This window comes from Pseudomonas sp. H11T01, assembly GCF_048515765.1.
Classification (GTDB): domain Bacteria; phylum Pseudomonadota; class Gammaproteobacteria; order Pseudomonadales; family Pseudomonadaceae; genus Aquipseudomonas.
In genome coordinates this window covers 189,086-214,232 of record NZ_JBLYED010000002.1, presented here as the reverse complement: position 1 = coordinate 214,232, position 25,147 = coordinate 189,086, and the positions used below count along the sequence as shown (strand labels likewise).

At 58.8% G+C, this 25,147-nt stretch carries 21 protein-coding genes; 1 reads left to right on the top strand and 20 read right to left on the bottom strand.

Annotated elements, in window-relative coordinates; all coding sequences use genetic code 11:
- Position 1 precedes the first annotated feature (1 nt).
- The 20 genes from nuoL to ACN1C3_RS03425 all read right to left on the bottom strand — a co-directional run bounded on the left by nuoL (position 2) and on the right by ACN1C3_RS03425 (position 23,371).
- The gene (gene nuoL, locus ACN1C3_RS03520; protein ID WP_419114395.1) at positions 2-1,855 is read right to left on the bottom strand and encodes an NADH-quinone oxidoreductase subunit L; all 1,854 of its coding nucleotides are present in this window, start codon (positions 1,853-1,855) and stop codon (positions 2-4) included.
- Complete coding sequence (gene nuoK / locus ACN1C3_RS03515) at positions 1,852-2,175, bottom strand: NADH-quinone oxidoreductase subunit NuoK (protein ID WP_419114394.1); 324 nt, start codon at positions 2,173-2,175, stop codon at positions 1,852-1,854. Before nuoK ends, nuoL begins: the two co-directional genes overlap by 4 nt.
- A gap of 3 nt (positions 2,176-2,178) precedes the next feature.
- Positions 2,179-2,679, bottom strand: coding sequence for an NADH-quinone oxidoreductase subunit J (nuoJ, locus tag ACN1C3_RS03510; protein WP_419114393.1), 501 nt, complete (start codon positions 2,677-2,679; stop codon positions 2,179-2,181).
- Positions 2,680-2,688: 9 nt separating this feature from the next.
- Positions 2,689-3,234, bottom strand: a complete 546-nt coding sequence (nuoI, locus tag ACN1C3_RS03505; RefSeq protein WP_200889382.1) for an NADH-quinone oxidoreductase subunit NuoI — start codon at positions 3,232-3,234, stop codon at positions 2,689-2,691.
- A gap of 12 nt (positions 3,235-3,246) precedes the next feature.
- Positions 3,247-4,254, bottom strand: a complete 1,008-nt coding sequence (gene nuoH, locus ACN1C3_RS03500) for an NADH-quinone oxidoreductase subunit NuoH (RefSeq protein WP_419114392.1) — start codon at positions 4,252-4,254, stop codon at positions 3,247-3,249.
- A complete protein-coding gene (gene nuoG, locus ACN1C3_RS03495; protein WP_419114391.1) occupies positions 4,251-6,965 on the bottom strand; it encodes an NADH-quinone oxidoreductase subunit NuoG in 2,715 nt (904 codons plus the stop codon). The genes nuoH and nuoG overlap by 4 nt, the downstream gene beginning before the upstream one ends.
- A gap of 161 nt (positions 6,966-7,126) precedes the next feature.
- Positions 7,127-8,488 carry an NADH-quinone oxidoreductase subunit NuoF gene (nuoF, locus tag ACN1C3_RS03490; RefSeq protein ID WP_419114390.1) on the bottom strand — a complete coding sequence of 454 codons (1,362 nt, stop codon included), beginning with the start codon at positions 8,486-8,488 and terminating at the stop codon, positions 7,127-7,129.
- Complete coding sequence (nuoE, locus tag ACN1C3_RS03485; RefSeq protein WP_419114389.1) at positions 8,485-8,982, bottom strand: NADH-quinone oxidoreductase subunit NuoE; 498 nt, start codon at positions 8,980-8,982, stop codon at positions 8,485-8,487. Before nuoE ends, nuoF begins: the two co-directional genes overlap by 4 nt.
- 2 nt (positions 8,983-8,984) lie before the next feature.
- Entirely contained in the window at positions 8,985-10,769 is a 1,785-nt protein-coding gene (gene nuoC / locus ACN1C3_RS03480; protein WP_419114388.1) for an NADH-quinone oxidoreductase subunit C/D, read from the bottom strand.
- 72 nt (positions 10,770-10,841) lie between these two features.
- Positions 10,842-11,516 carry a NuoB/complex I 20 kDa subunit family protein gene (locus ACN1C3_RS03475; protein WP_071550701.1) on the bottom strand — a complete coding sequence of 225 codons (675 nt, stop codon included), beginning with the start codon at positions 11,514-11,516 and terminating at the stop codon, positions 10,842-10,844.
- A gap of 10 nt (positions 11,517-11,526) precedes the next feature.
- Complete coding sequence (locus ACN1C3_RS03470; RefSeq protein ID WP_419114387.1) at positions 11,527-11,940, bottom strand: NADH-quinone oxidoreductase subunit A; 414 nt, start codon at positions 11,938-11,940, stop codon at positions 11,527-11,529.
- Positions 11,941-12,621: 681 nt separating this feature from the next.
- Positions 12,622-13,947, bottom strand: a complete 1,326-nt coding sequence (gene aceA, locus ACN1C3_RS03465; RefSeq protein WP_419114386.1) for an isocitrate lyase — start codon at positions 13,945-13,947, stop codon at positions 12,622-12,624.
- Between the two features lie 515 nt (positions 13,948-14,462).
- Positions 14,463-15,263: a secretin N-terminal domain-containing protein gene (locus ACN1C3_RS03460; RefSeq protein ID WP_419114385.1), complete on the bottom strand. Its 801-nt coding sequence runs from the start codon at positions 15,261-15,263 to the stop codon at positions 14,463-14,465.
- 246 nt (positions 15,264-15,509) lie between these two features.
- Positions 15,510-15,935: a GNAT family N-acetyltransferase gene (locus ACN1C3_RS03455; protein ID WP_419114384.1), complete on the bottom strand. Its 426-nt coding sequence runs from the start codon at positions 15,933-15,935 to the stop codon at positions 15,510-15,512.
- Positions 15,928-17,094, bottom strand: a complete 1,167-nt coding sequence (locus tag ACN1C3_RS03450) for a JmjC domain-containing protein (protein ID WP_419114383.1) — start codon at positions 17,092-17,094, stop codon at positions 15,928-15,930. The genes ACN1C3_RS03455 and ACN1C3_RS03450 overlap by 8 nt, the downstream gene beginning before the upstream one ends.
- Before the next feature lie 83 nt (positions 17,095-17,177).
- Complete coding sequence (gene purB, locus ACN1C3_RS03445) at positions 17,178-18,548, bottom strand: adenylosuccinate lyase (protein ID WP_419114382.1); 1,371 nt, start codon at positions 18,546-18,548, stop codon at positions 17,178-17,180.
- Positions 18,549-18,675: 127 nt separating this feature from the next.
- A complete protein-coding gene (gene hflD, locus ACN1C3_RS03440) occupies positions 18,676-19,299 on the bottom strand; it encodes a high frequency lysogenization protein HflD (protein ID WP_419114381.1) in 624 nt (207 codons plus the stop codon).
- A complete protein-coding gene (gene mnmA, locus ACN1C3_RS03435) occupies positions 19,296-20,429 on the bottom strand; it encodes a tRNA 2-thiouridine(34) synthase MnmA (RefSeq protein ID WP_419114380.1) in 1,134 nt (377 codons plus the stop codon). The genes hflD and mnmA overlap by 4 nt, the downstream gene beginning before the upstream one ends.
- Before the next feature lie 59 nt (positions 20,430-20,488).
- Complete coding sequence (locus ACN1C3_RS03430) at positions 20,489-20,935, bottom strand: NUDIX hydrolase (protein ID WP_419114379.1); 447 nt, start codon at positions 20,933-20,935, stop codon at positions 20,489-20,491.
- Between the two features lie 189 nt (positions 20,936-21,124).
- The gene (locus ACN1C3_RS03425; protein WP_419114378.1) at positions 21,125-23,371 is read right to left on the bottom strand and encodes an NADP-dependent isocitrate dehydrogenase; all 2,247 of its coding nucleotides are present in this window, start codon (positions 23,369-23,371) and stop codon (positions 21,125-21,127) included.
- A gap of 493 nt (positions 23,372-23,864) precedes the next feature.
- Here ACN1C3_RS03425 and icd point away from each other — a divergent pair, with 493 nt between their 5' ends.
- Positions 23,865-25,121, top strand: coding sequence for an NADP-dependent isocitrate dehydrogenase (gene icd, locus ACN1C3_RS03420; RefSeq protein WP_419114377.1), 1,257 nt, complete (start codon positions 23,865-23,867; stop codon positions 25,119-25,121).
- Positions 25,122-25,147 lie beyond the last annotated feature (26 nt).

Below are 25,147 nucleotides of genomic sequence, written 5' to 3'. Positions count from 1 at the left end.
ATCAGACCGCTACCAACACGATGGCGCCGATTACCAGCACGGCACCAGCAGCCATGGAAGCCGCATACCAACGCAACTGGCCGGTCTCGGTACGGCTCAGGGAGTGGTGACCCCCTTTCGCCATACGCGGGATCAAACCAATGGTCTGGTCGAGCGGGTCTTTGCGCAGTATGTGGTTGATCATCAGGTACGGCTTGACGAACAGCTTGTCGTAAATCCAGTCAAAGCCCCAGGCGGCGAACCACCAGGCCGAGAGGAAACGGCCCGGCGCGCTGTTGGCGATGGCCGTGACGAAGCGACGCTTGCCAAGGAACAGCAGGGCCGCCAGCAGGATACCGGCCAGGGCGATAGCGCCCGACGCCATTTCCAGGCTGTGTTTGGCTTCGCCGCCGGCATGGCCGACGCTCTGTGGCAGTACATCGGCCAGTGGCGGGGTGATCATGGCGCCGATGAAGGTCGACAGAATGATCAGCACCGACAGCGGCAGCCAGTGGGCAATGCCGTGACCCGCATGGGCTTCAGTCTTGGCTTCACCGTGGAACGTGATGAAGATCAGGCGGAAGGTGTACAGCGAGGTCATGAAGGCACCGACCAGACCGGCATACAGCAAGCCGTGGTTACCGCTGGCGAAGGCTTCCCAGAGGATCTCGTCCTTGGAGTAGAAGCCTGCAGTCACCAGAGGCAAGGCCGCCAGCGCGGCACCACCGACGATGAAGCTGGCGTAAGCCAATGGCAGCTTTTTCCACAGACCGCCCATCTTGAAGATGTTCTGCTCGTGGTGGCAGGCAACGATCACCGCACCGGACGCAAGGAACAGCAACGCCTTGAAGAAGGCGTGGGTCATCAGGTGGAAGATCGCGCCTTCCCAGGCGCCCACACCCAGGGCCAGGAACATGTAGCCGATCTGGCTCATGGTCGAGTAGGCGAGGACACGTTTGATGTCGGTTTGCACCAGCGCGGCGAAGCCGGCCAGTACGAGAGTCACGCCACCGACGATTCCTACTAGATGCAGGATATCCGGCGCCAGGGCAAACAGACCGTGAGTACGGGCGATCAGGTAGACGCCAGCGGTCACCATGGTCGCGGCGTGGATCAGTGCCGAGACCGGAGTAGGACCGGCCATCGCGTCCGCCAGCCAGGTTTGCAGCGGCAGTTGCGCAGATTTACCGACCGCACCACCGAGCAACATCAGGGTCGCCAGAACGATCCAGAAGTCGCCGACCTTGAAGTGTTCCGGAGCGCGAACCATCAGCTCTTGAATGTTCAGCGTGCCCAGTTGCTGGAACAGGATGAACAGGCCGATGGCCATGAACACGTCGCCGACGCGGGTGACGATAAAGGCTTTGAGTGCGGCGTTACCGTTGTTGCGGTTGCTGTAGTAGAAACCGATCAACAGGTAGCTGCACAGGCCCACGCCTTCCCAACCGAAGTACAGGAACAACAGGTTATCGCCCAGGACCAGGAACAGCATGCTGGCGATAAACAGGTTGGTGTAGGCAAAGAAGCGCGAGTAACCGGCTTCACCGCGCATGTACCAGGAGGCGAACAGGTGGATCAGAAAGCCCACGCCCACCACCACACCGAGCATGGTCACGGACAGACCATCGAGGTACAGGGCGAAGTTCGGCTTGAAGCCATCCACCGCCATCCACTGCCACAACACTTGGGTGTAGTGACCGCCTTCAGGCGGCGCGACGTTGAATTGCCAGATCACGTAGGTGGCGACAATGGCCGAGAGGCCAATGGAACCGACGCCGATCAATGCGGAGAGGTTTTCCGAGAGGCGTCCTCGAGAGAACGCCAGCAGCACAAAACCGATCAGAGGGAACAGGAAAGTCAGATAGAGAAGGTTCATCCGCGCATCTCGCTGGCAGCATCGATATCGAGAGTGTGGAAGCGGCGATACAGCTGCAACAGAATCGCCAGGCCAATACTGGCCTCGGCGGCTGCAAGGCTGAGCACCAGGATGAACATGATCTGCCCATCCGGCTGCGCCCAACGGCTACCGGCGACGATGAAAGCCAGACCCGAGGCGTTCATCATGATCTCCAGGCTCATCAGCACGAAGAGAATGTTGCGGCGGACCATCAGGCCGACCAGACCGAGGCAGAACAGGACGCCGGCGACAGCCAGGCCATGCTCCAATGGGATAGAACCTAAAGGGATAACAGGCATGGTCTACTCCTTCGCCTCGTTGCGGCCCAGGTGGAACGCCGTGACAGCTGCGGCGAGCAGCAGCATCGAGGCGAGTTCGACCACCAGCAGATAAGGACCGAACAGGCTGATGCCCACGGCCTTGGCGTCTACGGTGGTGTGGCCGATGCCGGTGCCGCTGGAATGGCTAAACAGCACATACAGCAGTTCAGCCAGCAGCAGCGCAGCGAGTACGACGGGACCCGCCCAGATACCGGGCTTGAGCCAGACGCGCTCTTGCTGAACCGAGGCCGGGCCCAGGTTCAGCATCATCACCACGAACACGAACAGCACCAGGATGGCGCCAGCGTAGGCGATCACTTCCAGTACACCGGCAAATGGCGCACCGAGACTGAAAAAGGTCATCGCCACGGCAAGCAGCGAAATGATCAGGTAGAGCAGGGCGTGCACGGGGTTGGTGTTGGTGATCACGCGAAGCGTGGACACAACGGCAACTCCTGACGCGAAATAGAAAGCGAATTCCATCTTTCTTCCTTAAGGCAGCAAGCTCTTCACGTTGATCGGTTCGGCTTCATTCTGCGCGGAGCCTTTTGGCTTACCGGCAATGGCCATACCTGCAACACGATAGAAGTTGTAATCAGGGTTTTTGCCGGGGCCGGAGATCAACAGATCTTCTTTCTCGTAAACCAGGTCCTGACGTTTGAACTCGGCCATCTCGAAATCCGGTGTCAGCTGGATCGCGGTGGTCGGGCAGGCTTCCTCGCAGAGGCCGCAGAAAATGCAGCGCGAGAAGTTGATGCGGAAAAACTCTGGGTACCAGCGACCGTCATCGGTTTCAGCTTTCTGCAGCGAGATGCAACCCACCGGGCACGCTACGGCGCACAGGTTGCAGGCTACGCAACGCTCTTCGCCGTCAGGGTCGCGGGTCAGCACGATACGCCCACGGAAGCGCGGCGGCAGGTACACCGCCTCTTCCGGGTACTGCAGCGTGTCGCGCTTGCGGAAGGCGTGGCCGAAAATCATCACCAGGCTGCGAAGCTGGGTGAAGAAGCCATGCACGATGTCAAAAATATACTTCATGATTCTCTATCCTCACTGCGCCGCGACGGCGGGCGTGTTGAGCAACACGATCGCAGCGGTCACCAGCAGATTGATCAGGGTCAGCGGCAGGCAGAATTTCCAGCTGAAATCCATCACTTGGTCATACCGTGGGCGCGGAATCGATGCGCGCAACAGGATGAAGAACATGATGAAGAACGCGGTTTTCAGTGCGAACCAGATGAACGGGATCTGCGGCAGAATGCCGAAAGGACCGTGCCAGCCACCGAAGAACAGAGTCACCAGCAGTGCCGAGATCAATACGATGCCAATGTACTCACCGACGAAGAACATGCCCCATTTCATGCCGGCGTATTCAATGTGGTAACCGTCGGCCAGTTCCTGCTCCGCTTCCGGCTGGTCGAAGGGGTGACGGTGAGTCACGGCGACGCCAGCAATGAAGAAGGTCAGGAAACCGAAGATCTGCGGAATGATGAACCACAGGTGCTGGGCCTGGTAATCGACGATGTCGCGCATGTTGAACGAGCCAACCTGCACCACGATGCCCATCAGCGACAGGCCCATGAACACTTCGTACGACACGGTTTGTGCCGAGGCCCGCAAGCTGCCCAGCAGGGCAAACTTGTTGTTACTCGACCAACCGGCGAACAGCACCGCGTAGACCGACAGACCGGCCATGGCGAAGAAGAACAGAATGCCGATGTTCAGGTCCGCGACACCCCAGGTCGGGGTGATCGGGATGATCGCGAAGGCAATCAGCAAGGCGCTCATGGCCACTACCGGCGCCAACGTGAAGATCACTTTGTCGGCGAACGGCGGCGTCCAGTCTTCCTTGAAGAACATCTTGATCATGTCGGCGGCGATCTGGAAGGCGCCGAACGGGCCAACCCGGTTCGGGCCGTAACGATCCTGCCAGAGGGCGAGCAAACGACGCTCGACCCAGCTGAGCAGCGCGCCGCAAACCACCACGGCGAGCAGAATCACGATGGATTTGACCACCGAGATGATCACGTCGATCACTTCAGGCGTGAACCAGGTCATTGAGCTGCCTCCTGCAGACCGTCAACGGTTTTGCCAAAGATCGCCGGAGGAATGCCAGCCAGACCGGCAGGCAAAGCAACCAGACCGGCACCCAACTCTTCATTGATGCGCAGCGGCAGACGCAAGGTCTGACCGGCAACGTTCAGGCTGAGCAGGGCACCGTCGTTGACACCCAGACGATCCGCTTCGGATTTGGCCAGAGAAACGTAGGCGGCCGGGATGCGTTCCTGAACCGGAGCGGCTTTCGAAGAGGTCTCTTCGCTGCCGAACAGGTGATAGAACGGTACCACTTGCCAGGTTCCGCGAGCAGGGGAGAACGCAGTCGGAATGCTGGCGAACCAGCTCAGACCATCACCCTGGCTTTCGATCAGGCGAGTGCCTGGGTCGCCCGCACGGATGTGACCACCGACTTCGTCCTGGAACTTGTTCCAGGCTTGCGGCGAGTTCCAGCCCGGAGACCAGGCGAACGGCACTTGTTGACGCGGTTCGACGGAGCCCGAGTAACCTTCCATGGAGAACGAGAACGCGGTGTCGTTGTCCTGGGAGGTACGCGGTTCGTGCACGCTGATGTCGGCGCGCATGGCAGTCCGACCACTGTAACGCAGCGGTTCGCGAGCCAGTTTCAGGCCTTTGATCCGGAACGCAGCGGACGGTGCGGCGCTGACAATACCGGCCAGTTGCGCGTTGCTTGCGGCGCAGGCAGCGGTGACGTGGTCCAGTTGAGTCCAGTCCAGCGGCTGATTCAGCAGGGTCGAGCGCAGGGCATGCAGCCAGCGCCAGCCTTCGTGAACCAGGATGCTCGCGTCCAGGTAAGTCGGGTCGAAAACCTGGAAGAAGCGCTGGGCGCGGCCTTCCTGGCTGATCAGCGTACCGTCGCCTTCAGCGAAGCTGGCCGCTGGCAGAACCAGGTGCGCACGATCGCTGGTGGCAGTCTTCTGATGGTCGGCAACGATCACCACTTTAGCGGCGGTCAGGGCAGCATCGACACGGGCTTTGTCGGTACGGGTGTACAGATCGTTTTCCAGCACCACGATGGCGTCGGCTTTACCGTCGATCACAGCTGTCAGGGCTGCGTCTACCGACTCACCACCGAGCATGGCCAGACCGAGGCTGTTGGCCTCTGGCACGATCAGGCTGATGGAGCCGTTCTTCTCGCGCAGCTTCAGGGCCTTCGCAATGTTTGCAGCAGCCTCAATCAGCGCTTTGGAGCCCAGGGAAGTACCGGCGATGATCAGCGGACGTTTGGCCGCGAGCAGGGCGTTGGCAATGCGCTGAGCCAGTTCAACCGCTTCACTATCCAGGCCTTCAACGGCTGGAGCACTGGCGTCGAGGGCGTGAGCCACGGCGAAACCGATGCGGGCGAGGTCGTCTGGAGCGGCGTGAACGCACTCTTCGGCGATATCGTCGAGTTTGGTTTCAGCCAGGCTGGCGATGAACAGTGGGTTCAACGCGTTCTGACCGATGTTTTTCACCGCGGCATCCAGCCAAGGCTGAACGCGCATGGCGTCGGCCATGTCTTCGGCTTTGCCTTTGACCGATTGACGCAGGGCCAGCGCCATACGGGCGGCGGTCTGGGTCAGGTCTTCACCGAGCACGAAGATCGCGTCGTGGTCTTCGATGTCGCGCATGTTCGGGATTGGCAGTGGGCTGTCTTTCAACACCTGCACGACCAGACGAATACGCTCCAGCTCGGATGCTTCGATACCCGAGTAGAAATGCTCGGCACCGACCAGTTCGCGCAGGGCGAAGTTGCTTTCGAGGCTGGCGCGTGGTGAGCCGATACCGACGATGTTGCGACCACGCAGCAGCTCGGCGGCTTTATCCAGGGCTTCGTCGAGGCTCAGCTTGGCGCCGCCTGCCAGCAGTGGCTGACGTGGGCGATCTTCGCGGTTGACGTAGCCATAGCCGAAACGGCCACGGTCGCAAAGGAAGTACTGGTTCACCGAACCGTTGAAACGGTTTTCGATGCGACGCAGTTCGCCGTAACGCTCGCCCGGGCTGATGTTGCAACCGCTGGAGCAGCCATGGCAGATGCTCGGCGAGAACTGCATGTCCCACTTACGGTTGTAGCGCTCGGAGTGAGTCTTGTCGGTGAACACACCAGTCGGGCAGACCTCGGTGAGGTTGCCGGAGAACTCGCTTTCCAGGGTGCCGTCTTCAACGCGACCGAAGTACACGTTGTCGTGGGCGCCGAATACACCGAGGTCGGTGCCGCCAGCGTAGTCCTTATAGAAGCGTACGCAGCGATAGCAAGCGATGCAGCGGTTCATTTCGTGAGAGATGAACGGGCCCAGTTGCTGGTTCTGGTGGGTACGCTTGGTGAAGCGGTAACGGCGCTCGTTATGGCCGGTCATTACCGTCATGTCTTGCAGGTGGCAGTGACCGCCTTCCTCGCAGACCGGGCAGTCGTGCGGGTGGTTGGTCATCAGCCATTCGACGACGCTGGCGCGAAACACTTTGGCTTCTTCGTCGTCGATGGAAATCCAGCTGCCGTCGGTGGCAGGCGTCATGCAGGACATGACGATACGACCACGTTTGTCGTTCTCGTCGGTGTACTGTTTGACCGCGCACTGGCGACAAGCGCCAACGCTGCCAAGGGCGGGGTGCCAGCAGAAATACGGGATGTCGAGGCCTAGTGACAGACACGCCTGTAACAGGTTGTCTGCCCCATCGACTTCGAGCGCTTTGCCGTCTACGTGGATAGTGGCCATGGTTCAAAGTTCTTCGTTGGCCCGGTGTCAGCGGGCGTGGCTAATGGAATCTGTGTACTCGCCTGGCGCTATGACAGCCTCGTTGAAAACAACGTTTTCAATAAGCCTGAAGCGTCTTCAGACGATAAGAGGGCGGCACGGACCACCCTCGTTCGATACGTTTACGCGACGACCGGAATCGGGATCGGGCGAGCCAGAGGCGGGACGACAGCACTGGTGGGTGCAATGCCGGCCTCGAACTCTGGGCGGAAATATTTGATTGCGCTGCCCAATGGCTCCACGGCGCCCGGTGCGTGAGCACAGAATGTCTTGCCAGGGCCGAGGAAACCGACCAGACCCAGCAGGGTCTCGATATCACCGGCTTGCCCTTCACCGTTCTCGATCGCACGCAGCAGCTTGACGCTCCACGGCAGACCGTCACGGCACGGGGTGCAGAAGCCGCAGGATTCGCGGGAGAAGAACTCTTCCATGTTGCGCAGCAGGGAGACCATGTTGACGCTGTCGTCCACGGCCATGGCCAGACCGGTACCCATACGGGTGCCGACCTTGGCGATGCCGCCGGCGTACATTTGCGCGTCCAGGTGCTCGGGCAAGAGGAAACCGGTACCGGCGCCGCCTGGCTGCCAGCACTTGAGCTTGAAGCCGTCGCGCATGCCGCCGGCGTAGTCTTCAAACAGCTCGCGAGCGGTCACGCCGAACGGCAGCTCCCACAGGCCAGGGTTCTTCACTTTGCCGGAGAAACCCATCAGCTTGGTGCCGTGGTCTTCGCTGCCTTCACGGGCCAGGGCTTTGTACCAGTCAACGCCGTCGGCGATGATCGCCGGCACGTTGCACAGGGTTTCGACGTTGTTCACACAGGTCGGCTTGCCCCACACGCCCACGGCGGCAGGGAAGGGCGGCTTGGAGCGCGGGTTGGCGCGGCGGCCTTCGAGGGAGTTGATCAGTGCGGTTTCTTCACCGCAGATGTAACGCCCGGCGCCAGTGTGGACGAACAGTTCGAAATCGAAACCGCTGCCCAGAATGTTCTTGCCCAACAGGCCCGCAGCTTTTGCTTCTTCCACGGCACGGGTGAGGTGCTTGGCGGCGGTGGTGTATTCGCCACGCAGGAAGATATAGCCACGGTAGGTTTTCAGCGCGCGAGCACTGATCAGCATGCCTTCGATCAGCAGATGGGGCAGTTGCTCCATCAGCATGCGGTCTTTCCAGGTGTTGGGTTCCATCTCATCCGCGTTGCACAGCAAGTAGCGGATATTGATGGATTCGTCTTTGGGCATCAGGCCCCACTTAACACCGGTGGGGAAGCCTGCACCGCCGCGACCCTTGAGGCCGGAGTCCTTGACGGTCTGGACGATATCGTCCTGAGACATATCAGCGAACGCCTTGCGCGCAGCGGCGTAGCCATTCTTGGCCTGATACTCGTCGAGCCAGACTGCCTCGCCGTCGTCACGCAGACGCCAGGTCAGCGGATGGGTTTCTGCACTGCGCTTGATGCGGTTGGCAGGGCCGAAGGAAGTCAGGGTCATACGTAGCCCTCCAACAGTTTGGCAACGCCAGCAGGCTGTACGTCACCGAAAGTGTCGTCGTCGATCATCATCGCCGGCGCCTTGTCGCAATTGCCGAGGCAGCAGACCGGCAGCAGCGTGAAACGACCGTCGGCGGTGGTTTGACCCAAGCCGATGCCGAGCTTGCTCTGGATCTCGCTGACCACCGACTCGTGGCCGCCGATGTAGCAGACCATGCTGTCGCAGACGCGAATGATGTGACGACCAACTGGCTGACGGAAGATCTGGCTGTAGAACGTCGCCACGCCTTCAACGTCGCTGGCCGGGATGCCGAGGATCTCGCCAATGGCGTAGAGCGCGCCATCAGGCACCCAGCCACGTTCCTTCTGGACGATCTTCAGGGCTTCGATCGACGCCGCGCGCGGGTCTTCGTAGTGATGCAGCTCGTGCTCGATGGCCGAGCGCTCGGTTTCGCTCAAGGCGAAACGGTCTGTCTGGATAAGCGTGCTATTCATGCTTAGCGGTCCACGTCGGCCATAACGAAATCGATGCTACCCAGGTACGCGATCAAGTCCGCGACCATGCTGCCTTTGATCACCGAAGGGATCTGCTGCAAGTGCGGGAAGCTTGGGGTACGTATCCGGGTGCGGTAGCTCATGGTGCCGCCGTCGCTCGTCAGGTAATAACTGTTGATACCCTTGGTCGCTTCAATCATCTGGAAGGATTCGTTGGCCGGCATGACCGGACCCCACGAAACTTGCAGGAAGTGCGTGATCAGGGTTTCGATGTGCTGCAGCGTGCGCTCTTTAGGCGGCGGCGTGGTCAGCGGGTGATCCGCCTTGTACGGGCCTTCCGGCATGTTGCGCATGCATTGGTCGATGATCTTGATGCTCTGGCGCATTTCTTCGACGCGCACGATGCAACGGTCGTAGGCATCGCCATTGGCCGCCAGCGGCACTTCGAATTCGAAATTCTCGTAACCGGAGTACGGGCGCGCCTTGCGCAGGTCGAAGTCGCAACCGGTCGAACGCAGGCCTGCACCGGTGACGCCCCATTCCAGGGCTTCCTTGGTGTTGTAGGCCGCGACGCCGACAGTCCGGCCACGCAGGATGCTGTTGTCCAGTGCGGCTTTCTGGTATTCGTCCAGACGCTTTGGCATCCACTCGACGAAGTCTTTGACCAGTTTTTCCCAGCCGCGTGGCAGGTCGTGGGCGACGCCACCGATGCGATACCAAGCCGGGTGCAGACGGAAACCGGTAATGGCTTCGATCACCGTGTACGCCTTCTGACGGTCGGTGAACGTGAAGAACACCGGAGTCATGGCGCCGACGTCCTGGATGTACGTCCCCAGGAACAGCAGGTGACTGGTGATCCGGAAGAACTCGGCCATCATGATGCGGATGACGTCGACCTTCTCGGGCACCTTGATGCCGGCGAGCTTCTCGACCGAGAGCACGTACGGCAGGTTGTTCATCACACCGCCGAGGTAGTCGATCCGGTCGGTGTACGGAATGAAGCTGTGCCAGGACTGACGCTCGGCCATTTTCTCGGCACCACGGTGGTGGTAACCGACGTCCGGAACGCAGTCGACGATTTCTTCACCGTCCAGCTGCAGAATGATGCGGAACGCACCGTGAGCCGAAGGGTGGTTCGGGCCAAGGTTGAGGAACATGTAGTCCTCGTTGGCACCGGAGCGCTTCATGCCCCAGTCTTCCGGCTTGAAACGCGCGGATTCTTCTTCCAGCTGTTGCTTGGCCAGGGTCAGGCTGAACGGGTCGAACTCGGTGGCGCGGGCCGGGAAGTCCTTGCGCAGCGGGTGACCTTCCCAGGTCGGCGGCATCATGATGCGGGTCAGGTGCGGGTGGCCGGCAAAGTTGATGCCGTACATGTCCCACACTTCACGCTCGTACCAGTTGGCGTTCGGCCAGATTCCGGTTACGGTCGGCAAGCTGAGGTCGCTCTCGGACAAGGCGACCTTGATCATTACGTCACTATTACGTTCGATCGACAGCAGGTGATAGAACACAGTGAAGTCGGCACCGTTCGGCAAACCCTGGCGCTTGGTGCGCAGACGCTCGTCCACGCCATGCAGGTCATAGAGCATGACGTACGGCTTGGGCAGGTTACGCAGGAAGGTCAGGACTTCGACGAGTTTGGCACGGGTAACCCAAAGCACCGGCATGCCGGTGCGGGTGGCCTGGGCTGAGAACGCCTCAGGGCCAAAACGGTTGTTCAGTTCAACGACCACATCTTGGTCGTCTGCCTTATAAGGCGGGATGTACAGAGCACTGCCTGTAGTCATGGTTTTTTATCGCTTTCGGTCAACGTAAAGAATGAAGCCAGTTTCTTGTTTCTTTGTGAGAACAGAGCTGGATCAGACTTCGTCGGGGCTGCGCAGGTTGGTTACCTGAATACGCTGTTCGCGGCGCTGTTCCTTTTGCGAGGGCATCTCGGCGCGGTAAACGCCTTGATCGCCAACGACCCAGGAAAGTGGGCGACGCTCCTGGCCAATCGACTCTTGCAAGAGCATCAAGCCTTGCAGAAAAGCTTCAGGGCGGGGCGGGCAGCCAGGCACGTAGACGTCCACGGGCAGGAACTTGTCCACCCCTTGAACGACGGAGTAGATGTCGTACATGCCACCGGAGTTGGCGCACGAACCCATGGAGATAACCCACTTCGGTTCGAGCATTTGCTCGTAGAGACGCTGAATGATCGGCGCCATCTTGATGAAGCAGGTTCCGGCAATAACCATGAAATCCGCCTGACGCGGTGATGCCCGGATAACTTCGGCGCCAAAGCGTGCGATGTCATGGGGCGCCGTGAAGGCGGTAGTCATTTCAACGTAGCAGCACGACAGGCCGAAGTTATACGGCCACAGGGAGTTCTTACGCCCCCAGTTGATCGTGCCGTTAAGCACGTCTTCGAGCTTGCCCATGAAAATGTTTTTGTGGACTTGATCTTCTAACGGATCGGAAACGGTTTCCCGTTCGCCGATCGGGTACTGCTCGTTAGGAGCATCCGGGTCGATCCTGGTGAGATTGTATTGCATTGCCAAAGCCTCATTGTTTCAGCTTCGCTTGCCGCTTACGACGAGCTTCCGGAGCCCAGTCAAGGGCGCCCACTCGGAATAGGTAGACAAGACCTGCCAACAGAATTGCTATGAAAACGAGAGCTTCGACAAATCCGGTCCAGCCGCTTTCGCGGACGGACACAGACCAGGCAAAGAGAAAAAGGGCTTCGATATCGAAGATCACGAAGAGCATCGCGACCAGATAGAATTTGGCTGAGAGCCGCAAGCGGGCGCTACCGGTAGGTAGCATGCCGGACTCGAACGGTTCGTTTTTGCTGCGGCCCCAGGCTTTGGAGCCGAGCAGGCTGGAAACACCGAGCATGAAGGCGCAAAGGCCGCCGACACCCAGAAGGAAAATGGCAAAGCCCCAGTTGTGGGCCATGAGTCCTGTCGCTTCGGGCATGCTGGTAATCCTTAACAGAGAGCAAAGGTCTCTGAGCTTGAATAGAAATAAAGCAGTGACGATATGTCGCAGCGCAATCAATCCCGCTGATTTTATGGCTAAACACCGGGCAAGTAAATTTTCTATAGCGAAATTATTTAGCGGAATAGGGACATCGCATGCCTCCGAGCCTGCGCAGCCCTTGTGTTGCGGGCATTAGGCGGGGTTTTGTCAATTATGTTTTGTGGGCGTTGTAACGAATAATCTAGCCTATAAATGATAATCAATATTGTTTGCGATGACTTTTAAACTGTTATTCGGCAGGGTGGCTGGGAAGTTGTCCTTACATGCCCGTTATCGCAAGTTGCGAGCGTGGCTCGTTTTAACCTTTTTTTCGAGATCCGATGCTGCTTGGGATCAATTTTTTGTAGTGGGCGGGTGAGGGCTTTCGTGTGGGGACAAGCCTGATGTCAGTCTTGGTTGAGGGGAAGTCGACTTTGGACACAGTGTTCTACTCCGAAAGACGAATAATCCGAAGCGCTCCTCGCAAAAAATGACGCCGTAGGGATCGCGTTGATTTTTCATTTGAGAAAATCGCACGCAAAAAAAACGCCCCGAACCAGTCGGGGCGCTAGATGTGCGGCATGCCAGTTAGCTTTCTACTCGGTCTGCCATGGCCGTTTGCTCAGGGTGCGAAGTCGATCAGTGGAACTGTTCTTCTTCGGTGGAGCCGGTCAGTGCGGTAACCGAAGACGTGCCGCCCTGAATCACAGTGGTCATGTCGTCGAAGTAGCCGGTGCCGACTTCCTGCTGGTGAGCCACGAAGGTGTAACCCTTGGCAGCGTCAGCGAACTCTTGCTCTTGCAGCTTCACGTAAGCGGTCATGTCGTTGCGGGCGTAGTCGTGCGCCAGGTTGAACATGCTGTGCCACATGTTGTGAATGCCGGCCAAGGTGATGAACTGGTGCTTGTAACCCATGGCGGACAGTTCGCGCTGGAACTTGGCGATGGTCGCGTCGTCCAGGTTTTTCTTCCAGTTGAAGGAAGGCGAGCAGTTGTACGACAGCAGTTGGTCCGGGTATTCCTTTTTGATCGCTTCAGCGAAACGACGCGCTTCGTCCAGATCCGGCTTGGCGGTTTCGCACCAGATCAGGTCGGCGTACGGAGCGTAGGCCAGGCCGCGAGCGATAGCCTGGTCGAGACCGGCGCGCACTTTGTAGAAACCTTCCTGTGTGCGTTCGCCAGTCACGAATGGCTGGTCGTACGGGTCGCAGTCGGAGGTCAGCAGGTCAGCAGCGTTGGCATCGGTACGGGCCAGGATGATGGTCGGTGTACCGGCAACGTCAGCCGCCAGACGGGCAGCGGTCAGCTTCTGTACAGCTTCCTGGGTAGGAACCAGTACCTTGCCGCCCATGTGGCCGCATTTTTTCACGGAAGCCAGCTGGTCTTCGAAGTGAACGCCGGCGGCGCCTGCTTCGATCATGCTTTTCATCAGCTCGTAGGCGTTCAGTACGCCCCCGAAACCGGCTTCAGCATCAGCTACGATCGGTGCGAAGTAGTCGATGTAGCCGTCATCGCCTGGGTTCTTGCCGGCTTTCCACTGGATCTGGTCGGCACGACGGAACGAGTTGTTGATGCGCTTGACGACGGTCGGTACGGAGTCGACCGGGTACAGCGACTGGTCAGGGTACATCGATTCTGCAGAGTTGTTGTCTGCAGCGACTTGCCAGCCCGACAGGTAGATCGCCTGGATACCGGCTTTGACTTGCTGTACAGCCTGGCCGCCGGTCAGGGCGCCCATGCAGTTGACGAAATCTTTCTCAGGACGGAAGGACGGCTTGGCACCTTGGGTCACCAGGTTCCAGAGCTTCTCGGCGCCCATACGTGCCAGGGTGTGCTCAGGCTGAACCGAGCCACGTAGACGGACGACGTCAGCAGCGGAGTAAGCGCGAGTCACGCCTTTCCAGCGTGGGTTTTCAGCCCAGTCTTTTTCGAGGGCTGCAATTTGCTGTTCGCGTGTCAGTGCCATGGAGATAAACCTCGTCGCGTCTTGTATGAAAAGTCGTTCTTGGGTGGAAAATTCTTGCTCCGCCAAATACGCAGGTTTGAAAGATTGCGTAGATGGCTGCTCGCTGACCAGAAGCTTAGGTGGTCAAGTCGGATTCGGCGGGGATGGCGACGGGATGAACGATGGGCTCGAGGGGGAGTGAGCAGGTAAGGGCGAACTGGCGAGCGCATTCGGGCGTCGTGGGCCTTTATACGAACTTCAGTGTGGTGCCGGGTTACCTAATTACGCTTCCGTCCCTCGGGACAACTTCGTTCCAGTCGGCAACCTCGTCAAACACACCTTGTGGGCGGTACAGACACGAAACGGCTCGCGGGGTAGGTGCGAGCAACGCCTCGAAGGCCCTTGCCAGGGCCCCTGATTAGCGGGAGCGAGGCCATCATGCCCTTGGTTTTTTACCCCGTCAAATGTTTTGTAGTGCTTTTTTTGAGCCACTACATCTTTGGTCTAATACGACTAATCAGTCAGTTTTTGGTGCTTTAGTCCAGATTTTCTACTTTCACGCGTAAGGTCATGTCATCCCGGCCCTGGGTCGAATAACTGCGTGCAAGCCCCTGTTTGTCTGCCTGTGTCTGGTGATTGACCCCGGCCAGGGTGATCCATTCGCCAAGGCGACCGCTAACGGTGGTGTCGGTACTTTGCACGTTCACTACATCGGGACGCTCCTGGCTCATTCGGTCACGATTAGTACTGATATTGAGATGAACGATATCTCCGGTGACGCTGGCTGTGACGTAGAAACCCTGGGTGACGTTGCGGTATTGGGTCTGGTTTTGCAGGTGAGCGTAGTTGTTGGTCGGGTTTTGCGGCTGGCGGTTTGGCAGGCTGGCGTAAGCATCGGTCTGGGTGCTGGTCAGCGGCACGCTCTGGCCGACCTGGATCAGGGCGGGTGTGCCTTCGCTGGTCTGGACCTGCTGAATGCCGCCATCACGACTGTCGGTGCTGCGGTTGATGATGCGGCCTTGACCAGAGCCATTCGCGGAATAGCCCTGATCGCCCTGGAAGTTGTTTTCGTTGGTGTCGACAGTGATCAACAGGCGCTTGGGCGCTGTGTCCAGTTGCGCGAGAAAGGCGCGCAGTTCCTCGATTTTTTCAGGTTCGGCGTTGACGATCAGCTGATTGCCATAGGCGCTGACCTTGCCGTCCTTGCCGATGAAATTCTGCGCTACAGGCAGAAGATCGGCACTGGTGCGGTAATTTAGCGGCACGATCTCGGTGGCGGCCATGACCGAAAAGCTGCAGGTCAGCAGCAGCGTAGTGAGCAGGGGGCGTAGGGACATGTCCGTTTATCTCCGCGTTCAAGTGGCTTGATATTGCCAGTTTGTCGGCCTGGGGTGGGGCAAGTTGAATCGTAGACAGCAAAACGCCCCGGCATCAGAGGATGCCGGGGCGTTTTGTGGTGTATTTGAGGCCGCCATCGCGAGCAAGCTCGGCTCCCACAATTGACCTTCGTCGATCACAAAATCTCGATACGGCGAAAATCCAATGTGGGAGCCGAGCTTGCTCGCGATGGCCGCGCCGCGGTCTCAAGCCGAATGACGCACCATATCAACATGCGGAATCCCTGCTTCAAGGAACTCGCTGCTGACGATGGTGAAGCCCAAGCGCTCGTAAAAAGCTGTTGCCTGAACCTGTGCGCTGAGCATTTGCTGCTTCAGCCCACGCTTCTCGGCATCAGAGATTACTGCCTGCATCAAAGCATCGCCGACCTTCAGTCCGCGCCAGTCCTTGAGCACCGAAACCCGACCGATATGGCCGTCAGGCAACAGGCGTGCTGTGCCAATCGGAAAGTCGCCTTCGAAGGCGAGGAAATGCACGGCGCTTTCGTCGTCGGCATCCCATTCAAGTTCTGGCGGAACGGATTGCTCGGTGACGAACACCGCTTCACGAATGCGCCGGATCTCGGCGTTATCCTTTTGCCAGTCTGCGACACGTACGTGAATTTTACTCATCGGCAAACCCCAGGCTTCCTTGCTTGACCAGTTCACAGAGCAGGTTGCGTCCATCTTCGTCGGTCAGCCATGCGCCGAGATTGTCGCTGTGCAGCGCATCGGCGGCACAGATCATTTTCAGCAGTTCACGCAGCTTGCCCGGCAGCAGACGGCTTTGGCCGCTGGCGAACAGCAACAGGTCTTCGTCCACTTCCGACCACGCGAGGCGTGCGCTCGGGTTACGAATCAGCACTGCGCCTTGCTCAAGGCTGCTGAGCAGGTCGTCTTCTTCAATCTCGGGGCCGACTACCAGTTCCGGGTAGCGCGGCTCGGTCATGAATTGGCCGAACCAGGTCAGCAGCAGGCGCTCGTCGCTCATGTGTTCGGCCAGCAGGCCTTTCAAACGGTCGAGTGCGTCGTGCTGGATCTGGTGCGGGTCGCTGGCAGGCTGTGCGTCGGCATCGGTGTAGCGCTCTTCGTCAGGCAGGAACTGGCTGAGGAAGTCGGTGAAGTGGGTCAGCACTTCGGCGGCGCTCGGGGCGCGGAAACCCACCGAGTAGGTCATGCAGTCGTCAACGGCCACGCCACAGTGGGCCAGTCGTGGCGGCAGGTAGAGCATGTCGCCCGGTTCCAGAGTCCACTCGTCGGTCGCCTGGAAGTCGGCAAGGATGCGCAGGTCGGCGTGCTCGAGCAATGGGCTCTCGGAATCGCACATCTGGCCGATTTTCCAGTTGCGCTTGCCGTGACCTTGCAGCAGGAACACGTCGTAGTTGTCGAAGTGCGGACCGACACTGCCGCCAGGCGCGGCAAAGCTGATCATCACATCGTCGATACGCCAGCTCGGCAAAAAGCGGAAGTGCTCCAGCAATTCGCTGACTTCCGGCACGAACTGATCGACCGCTTGCACCAGCAGGGTCCACTCGCGTTCCGGCAGCTTGCTGAATTCGTCTTCGGCAAAAGGTCCGCGACGCAGTTCCCATGGGCGCTCGCCATGCTCGATGACCAGGCGCGATTCGACTTCTTCTTCCAGCGCCAGGCCGGCCAGTTCGTCGGCATCGATCGGGCTTTCGAAATCAGGAATCGCCTGGCGGATCAGCAGCGGTTTTTTCTGCCAGTAGTCGCGCAGGAATTCCCGTGCAGTGATGCCGCCCAGAAGTTGAAGAGGAATATCAGGATTCATGTGTAACCTATTGAAAAAAAGTACTTTTCAGACGGGAATAAAAACGCCCGGCGCTGCCGGGCGTCTAAATGTATTGCGAGCGGTCAGATGCGCTTGGCTTGCGCCACGGCATTGCCAATGTAATTGGCCGGAGTGAGCTTTTTCAGCTCAGCCTTGGCTTCAGCAGGCATTTCCAGACCGTCGATGAAAGTTTGCAGTGCTTCAGGGCTGATGCCCTTGCCGCGGGTCAACTCTTTCAGTTTTTCGTACGGGTTTTCGATGTTGTAGCGACGCATGACCGTCTGAATTGGCTCGGCCAACACTTCCCAGCACGCATCCAGGTCCGCAGAAATCTTCTGAGCATTGAGCTCTAACTTGCTGATTCCTTTGAGACTTGCTTCGTAAGCGATAACGCTGTGGGCGAAGCCGACGCCGAGGTTGCGCAGTACGGTGGAGTCGGTCAGGTCACGCTGCCAGCGGGAGATCGGCAGCTTGCTTGCCAGGTGCTGGAACAGTGCGTTGGCGATACCCAGGTTGCCTTCGGAGTTTTCGAAGTCGATTGGGTTGACCTTGTGCGGCATGGTCGAAGAACCGATTTCGCCAGCGATGGTGCGCTGTTTGAAATAGCCCAGGGAAATGTAACCCCAGATATCGCGATCGAAGTCGATCAGGATGGTGTTGAAGCGGGCCATCGCATCGAACAGCTCGGCGATGTAGTCGTGCGGCTCGATTTGCGTGGTGTACGGGTTGAAGCCCAGACCCAGCTCATCTTCGATAAAGGCGCGAGCGTTGGCTTCCCAGTCGATTTGTGGGTAAGCCGAGATGTGTGCGTTGTAGTTGCCGACAGCGCCGTTGATCTTGCCCAGCAGCGGAACGGCAGCGACCTGAGCGATTTGACGCTCCAGGCGGTAAACCACGTTCGCCAGCTCTTTGCCCAGGGTGGTCGGCGAAGCCGGTTGACCGTGGGTGCGCGACAGCATCGGCACGTCGGCGAAGCGGATGGCCAGCTCGCGGATGGCCTCAGCGGTTTGACGCATCAGCGGCAGCATCACTTCATCACGGCCTTCGCGCAGCATCAGGGCGTGGGACAGGTTGTTGATGTCCTCGCTGGTGCAGGCAAAGTGGATGAATTCGCTGACCTTGGCCAGCTCAGGCAGCTTGGCCGCTTGCTCTTTAAGCAGGTACTCAATGGCTTTGACGTCGTGGTTGGTGGTGCGCTCGATCTCTTTGACGCGCTCGGCGTGCTCCAGAGAGAAGTTTTCCGCCAGGGTGTTCAATACCGCGTTGGCTTCGGCGGAGAACGCCGGAACTTCGCTAATACCTGGGTGGGCGGCCAGGCGCTGGAGCCAGCGCACTTCAACCATGACGCGAAAACGGATCAGGCCGTATTCGCTGAAAATTGGGCGCAGGGCCTGGGTTTTGCCGGCGTAGCGGCCGTCAACAGGGGAAACCGCAGTGAGCGAAGAGAGCTGCATGGGGTGTTCTCGGACAGTCGGGCAACGAAATGGGGCGCGTATCATACATGAAAAAAACCGCTGGTCCGTTGCCAACTGACCAGCGTCTTACGCGTACAGACTAAAAAAACGATGTTTCAGGCGCGGTTCAGCTGCTGCGCATCAGCGGGTAAAGCTCTTTCAGCAATTTGCGTCGGCTGACCACCAGCTGCCAGCGATGGCCGCCCAACTGGCGCCAGAGCCGTGCCGAACGGATGCCGGCCAACAGCAGGGCGCGGATTTTTGATGCATTGCTCGGCTGCTGCAGGTTGCGCATGTCACCGTGCACCTGAATCCGCTGGCGCAGGGTGCTCAAGGTGTCCTGGTACAGTGCGCCACAGGCCGCTACCACGTTCTCGTGAGCAGGGCCGAAGTGTTCGACCTGGGACTGAATCTGCGGCAAACGCTTGCCGATGATTTCAAGCATGTCATCGCGCTTGGCCAGTTGCCGTTCGAGACCGAGCATCGACAGTGCATAACGCAGAGGCTCACGTTGCAGGGTGTTCGGGTCTCGCTCCAGAGCGCCAATCAGTGCGCGATAACCTTCGCGCAGATTGATGTCGTCGCCGCCGTAGACTTCCAGGGTGTCTTTCGGATCCCGGATCAGTAGGCTGGAAAGCATGCAGCTCAGGCCGGCTTCAGTGACCTGGCCGGTCTTGGCGATCTTGTCGACCAATACCGCCGCGAGAAACACACCGCCAAGGGCCGTCAGTTGCTCCTGAATCGGACTCATGCGCGCTGGTCCTTACTGCTCCAGGGTTCGGCTATTTCAATCACGCCGCCGCCGAGACAGATTTCACCGTCGTAGAACACCACCGATTGGCCTGGCGTGACGGCGCGTTGCGGGTCATCAAAGGTTGCGCGATAGCCGTTGGCGGTTTTTTCCAGCGTGCATGGCTGGTCGCTTTGGCGATAGCGGACTTTCGCGGTGAGCTTGCGCGGCGTGCTCAGATCGACCGGGTTGACCCAGTAGATGTCTGAGGCGAGCAGGGCGCGGGAGAACAACCATGGGTGGTCATTGCCTTGGCCAACGATCAGCTCGTTGTGCTCCAGGTCCTTGATCAGCACGTACCACGGTTCTTCGCCAGCGTCTTTCAGGCCACCAATGCCCAGGCCCTGGCGCTGACCGATGGTGTGGTACATCAAGCCGTGATGACGGCCGATCACTTCACCTTCGGTGGTTTTGATCTCGCCAGGTTGTGCTGGCAGGTATTGCTTGAGGAAGTCGCTGAAACGGCGTTCGCCGATAAAGCAGATCCCGGTGGAATCCTTTTTCTTCGCGGTCGCCAGTTCGTGTTTCTCAGCGATCGCGCGAACAGCTGGCTTTTCCAGCTCGCCGACAGGGAACAGGGTCTTGGCGATCTGCTGGCCGCCGACGGCATGCAGGAAATAGCTCTGGTCCTTGTTCGGATCCAGGCCTTTGAGCAGTTCGGTGCGGCCATCTATGTCGCGGCGGCGCACGTAGTGGCCGGTGGCGATCATGTCAGCACCGAGCATCATCGCGTAGTCGAGGAACGCCTTGAACTTGATTTCGCGGTTGCAGAGGATGTCCGGGTTCGGCGTGCGGCCGGCCTTGTATTCGGCCAGGAAGTGCTCGAACACATTGTCCCAGTACTCGGCGGCGAAGTTGGCGGTGTGCAGCTTGATGCCGATTTTGTCGCAAACGGCCTGAGCGTCGGCCAGGTCGTCCATGGCGGTGCAATAGTCCGTTCCATCGTCCTCTTCCCAGTTCTTCATGAACAGGCCTTCCACCTGGTATCCCTGCTCGATCAGCAGTAGGGCGGAAACGGAAGAGTCCACGCCGCCGGACATGCCGACAATGACGCGCTTCTTTTGTGTATCAGAAGGGGCTGGATCACGCATAGGGATTCAATGAGTGTCTTGAAAAAGGACGCGATTCTAGCAGGCCCGAGCCTGCAAGGCTAAAGAGAAGGACGGATCAGTTCGAGACTGTGCAACTTGCCGCTCAGATAATCGTCGATGCACTGGATGATTAGCTCGCTGCGCCAGTATGAGCGTTGTTCCAGCAGTTCGTCACGGGTTAGCCAGCGCGGGCCGATAATGCCGTCGTCCAGCTGATAGTCGGGATGATGCTGTAGCGGTTTGCCAGCGAAGCACACGCGCTGGTAGGTCACGCCGTTGCTCGGAGCGGTATAGAGGTAGATGCCGATGACGCCGGTCAGTTCGACATCCCAGCCAGTTTCTTCGAGGGTTTCGCGGACGGCAGCCTGGATCAGGCTTTCGTCGGGATCCAGATGTCCGGCGGGTTGATTGAGTACCGCTCGTCCGTCCGCGAGTTCCTCGACCATCAGGAAACGGCCTTGGTCTTCGATGATCGTGGCGACGGTGATGTGGGGTTGCCAATCCATGTAGGTGCCTGCTTTTGAATATGGTGGAGATCTAATGTGGGAGCGGGCTTGCTCGCGATGGGTTCACTGAGGTTTGCCTGACTCACCGCGGTGATGCTATCGCGAGCAAGCCCGCTCCCACACTAGATATGTGTCAGAAACAGAAACCCCGGCACGGGGCCGGGGTTCTGGTGTTGCGGTGCAGCGCTATCAGGCAGCCAGGTTATCGGAAACCAGCGCAGCGATCGCTGCGTTGAAGGTCCCGCTTGGGCGCATGGCTTTGCTGATCAGTGCTGGTGTGGCGTGGTAGTAACCACCGATTTCCACTGGTTTGCCCTGGACGGCGTTGAGCTCGGCAACGATGGTCGCCTCGTTCTCAGTCAGGGTTTTTGCCAGTTGGCCGAATTGCGCCTGGAGGGTGGCATCTTCAGTCTGGGCGGCCAGGGCCTGAGCCCAGTACAGCGCCAGGTAGAAGTGGCTGCCGCGGTTGTCGATACTGCCGACTTTGCGCGCAGGCGACTTGTTGTTGTCCAGGAATTGACCGGTAGCGTGATCAAGGGTCTTGGCCAGTACCTGGGCTTTCGGGTTGTTGTAGGTGGTGCCAAGGTGCTCGAGGGACGCTGCCAGCGCCAGGAACTCACCCAGCGAATCCCAGCGCAGGAAGTTTTCTTCGAGCAGTTGCTGGACGTGTTTCGGGGCCGAACCGCCAGCGCCGGTTTCGAACAGGCCGCCGCCGTTCATCAGCGGGACGATCGACAGCATCTTGGCGCTGGTGCCCAGTTCCATGATCGGGAACAGGTCAGTCAGGTAGTCGCGCAGCACGTTGCCGGTCACCGAGATGGTGTCCTTGCCTTCGCGGGTGCGGCTCAGGGTGAACGCCATAGCGTCGACTGGCGACATGATGCGGATGTCCAGGCCGGAGGTGTCGTGATCCTTCAGGTAAGCCTGAACTTTCTCGATCACCACGCCGTCGTGGGCGCGCATTGGGTCCAGCCAGAAGATCGCTGGAGTGTCGCTCGCGCGAGCGCGGTTGACGGCCAGTTTGACCCAGTCCTGGATCGGCGCGTCTTTGGTCTGGCACATGCGGAAGATGTCGCCGGCTTCAACCGACTGTTCCAGCAGAGTGCGGCCAGCGCTGTCGGAAACGCGAACAACACCGTCAGCCTTGATCTGGAAGGTTTTGTCGTGGGAGCCGTACTCTTCGGCTTTCTTCGCCATCAGGCCAACGTTTGGCACGCTGCCCATGGTGGTCGGATCGAAGGCGCCGTGTTGCTTGCAGTCTTCGATTACCGCCTGGTAGATGGTGGCGTAGCAGCGATCCGGGATAACGGCCTTGGTGTCGTGCAGTTGACCGTCAGTGCCCCACATCTTGCCGGAGTCGCGGATCATTGCCGGCATCGAAGCGTCGACGATCACGTCGCTCGGTACGTGCAGGTTGGTGATGCCTTTGTCGGAGTTGACCATGGCCAGCGCCGGGCGCTCGGCGTACACGGCCTGGATGTCGGCTTCGATTTGAGCTTGCTGCTCGGCCGGCAATGCCTTGATGCGGGCGTACAGGTCGCCGATGCCGTTGTTCAGGTTGAAGCCGATCTGGCTCAGCACGTCTGCGTGCTTGCTCAGGGCGTCTTTATAGAACTCGGCAACGATCTGGCCGAACATGATCGGGTCGGAGACCTTCATCATGGTCGCTTTCAAGTGGATCGACAGCAAAACGCCTTGTTTCTTGGCGTCTTCGATTTCAGCGGCGATAAAGCTGCGCAGGGCTTTTTTGCTCAGCACGGCGCAATCGAGGATCTCGCCGGCTTGCACGGCGGTTTTTTCTTTCAGGACGGTGGTGTTGCCATCCCGAGCGATCAGTTCGATTTTAACGCTGTCTTTGGCGTCGATCAGGGCCGCTTTTTCGCTGCCGTAGAAATCGCCAGCGCTCATGTGAGCGACGTGGGACTTGGAGTCCGCGCTCCAGGCGCCCATTTTGTGCGGGTGCTTGCGGGCGTAATTCTTGACCGACAGCGGAGCGCGACGGTCAGAGTTGCCTTCGCGCAGAACCGGATTGACCGCGCTGCCCTTGATTTTGTCGTAACGCGCCTTGGCGTCTTTGTCGGCATCGCTGGTCACGGTTTCCGGATAGTCCGGCAGTTCAAAGCCCTTGGCTTGCAGTTCTTTGATCGCCGCCTGGAGCTGCGGAACCGATGCGCTGATGTTCGGCAGTTTGATGATGTTGGCTTCGGGGGTGATGGCCAGGTCGCCTAGTTCGGCGAGGTGGTCCGACACGGCTTTGCCTGCGCCCAGCTGCTCGGGGAAGCTGGCAAGGATGCGTCCTGCAAGAGAGATGTCGCGGGTTTCCACGGCGATATCAGCCGAGGCCGTGAAGGCTTCGATGATAGGTAGCAGTGAGTAGGTGGCGAGGGCTGGGGCTTCGTCGGTGAAGGTGTAGATGATCTTCGAGCGGGTGGGCATATTCGGATTAACTCTCTTCTTTGCTAGGCGTGCTCGGAATCTCGAGATGCGCAGGGTGGGCGCTTTCGTTCAAAGTCATCCATGAGCCGAAAGTCGAGGTTTCTTCGCGGTGATGTTGGGTGCATCAGTCGAGCGTCGGACGGCCGGGTCGCGGTAACAACCCAGCGTTTTCGGGCTTGAAAGTCTCATTCCAGACAGGTCAGCCGGTGTGACTCTGTGGTCACCGGCGCATTATACATAGGTCTTTAGTGTTGCGACGATAGGTCGCGTATTCGAGATGACATCCATTGGTCTAAAGGAACGCGTTCGGGTGTCGCCGTACACTGATCGTCTCAGTACTGAACTTTGTCGGTTTTCCCTTTGCTTTCAGGCTTGTAAGCAGCAAAGAGTATAGGTTCGGCCCTGGACGTATGGAACATAAGGTTTCCGTCCAGATTCAACTGGGTTACGCTCCAGCGCAGCCAGATGTTCAATCCACACAACGGAGTTCAGCATGGGATACAAGAAGATTCAGGTTCCAGCAGTCGGCGACAAAATCACCGTCAATGCAGACCATTCTCTCAATGTTCCTAACAACCCGATCATCCCTTTCATCGAAGGTGATGGTATTGGCGTCGATATCAGCCCGGTTATGATCAAGGTTGTCGATGCTGCTGTTAAGAAAGCTTACGGCGGCGATCGCAAAATCTCCTGGATGGAAGTCTACGCCGGCGAGAAGGCCACCCAGGTCTACGATCAGGACACCTGGCTGCCTCAGGAAACTCTGGACGCTGTCAAAGACTACGTCGTTTCCATCAAAGGCCCGCTGACCACCCCGGTTGGCGGTGGCATCCGTTCCCTGAACGTTGCCTTGCGTCAGCAACTGGACCTGTACGTTTGCCTGCGTCCAGTACGCTGGTTCGAAGGCGTACCTAGCCCGGTCAAGAAGCCAGGCGACGTCGACATGACTATCTTCCGTGAAAACTCGGAAGACATTTATGCCGGTATCGAGTGGAAAGCCGGTTCGCCAGAAGCAATCAAGGTCATCAAATTCCTGAAAGACGAGATGGGTGTTACCAAAATCCGTTTCGACCAGAACTGCGGCATCGGCATCAAGCCGGTTTCTTTGGAAGGTACCAAGCGTCTGGCGCGCAAGGCCCTGCAGTATGTTGTCGACAATGACCGCGACTCGCTGACCATCGTGCACAAAGGCAACATCATGAAGTTCACCGAAGGTGCCTTCAAAGAATGGGCCTATGAAGTGGCGGCTGAAGAATTCGGCGCTACGTTGCTCGACGGCGGGCCTTGGATGCAGTTCAAGAACCCTAAAACCGGCAAGAACGTCATCGTCAAAGATGCCATCGCCGACGCCATGCTTCAGCAGATCCTGCTGCGCCCGGCTGAATACGATGTGATCGCGACCCTGAACCTGAACGGTGACTACCTGTCCGACGCCCTGGCGGCCGAAGTGGGCGGTATCGGTATCGCGCCAGGTGCCAACCTGTCCGACACCATCGCCATGTTCGAAGCCACCCACGGTACTGCTCCAAAGTATGCCGGCAAAGACCAGGTGAACCCGGGTTCGCTGATCCTGTCTGCTGAAATGATGCTGCGCCACATGGGCTGGACCGAAGCGGCTGACCTGATCATCAAAGGCACCAACGGCGCTATCTCGGCCAAGACTGTGACCTATGACTTCGAACGTCTGATGGACGGCGCAAAATTGCTGTCTTCTTCCGCGTTCGGCGACGCTCTGATCTCTCACATGTGAGCTGATCCGCGCTAAGCGAAAACCGG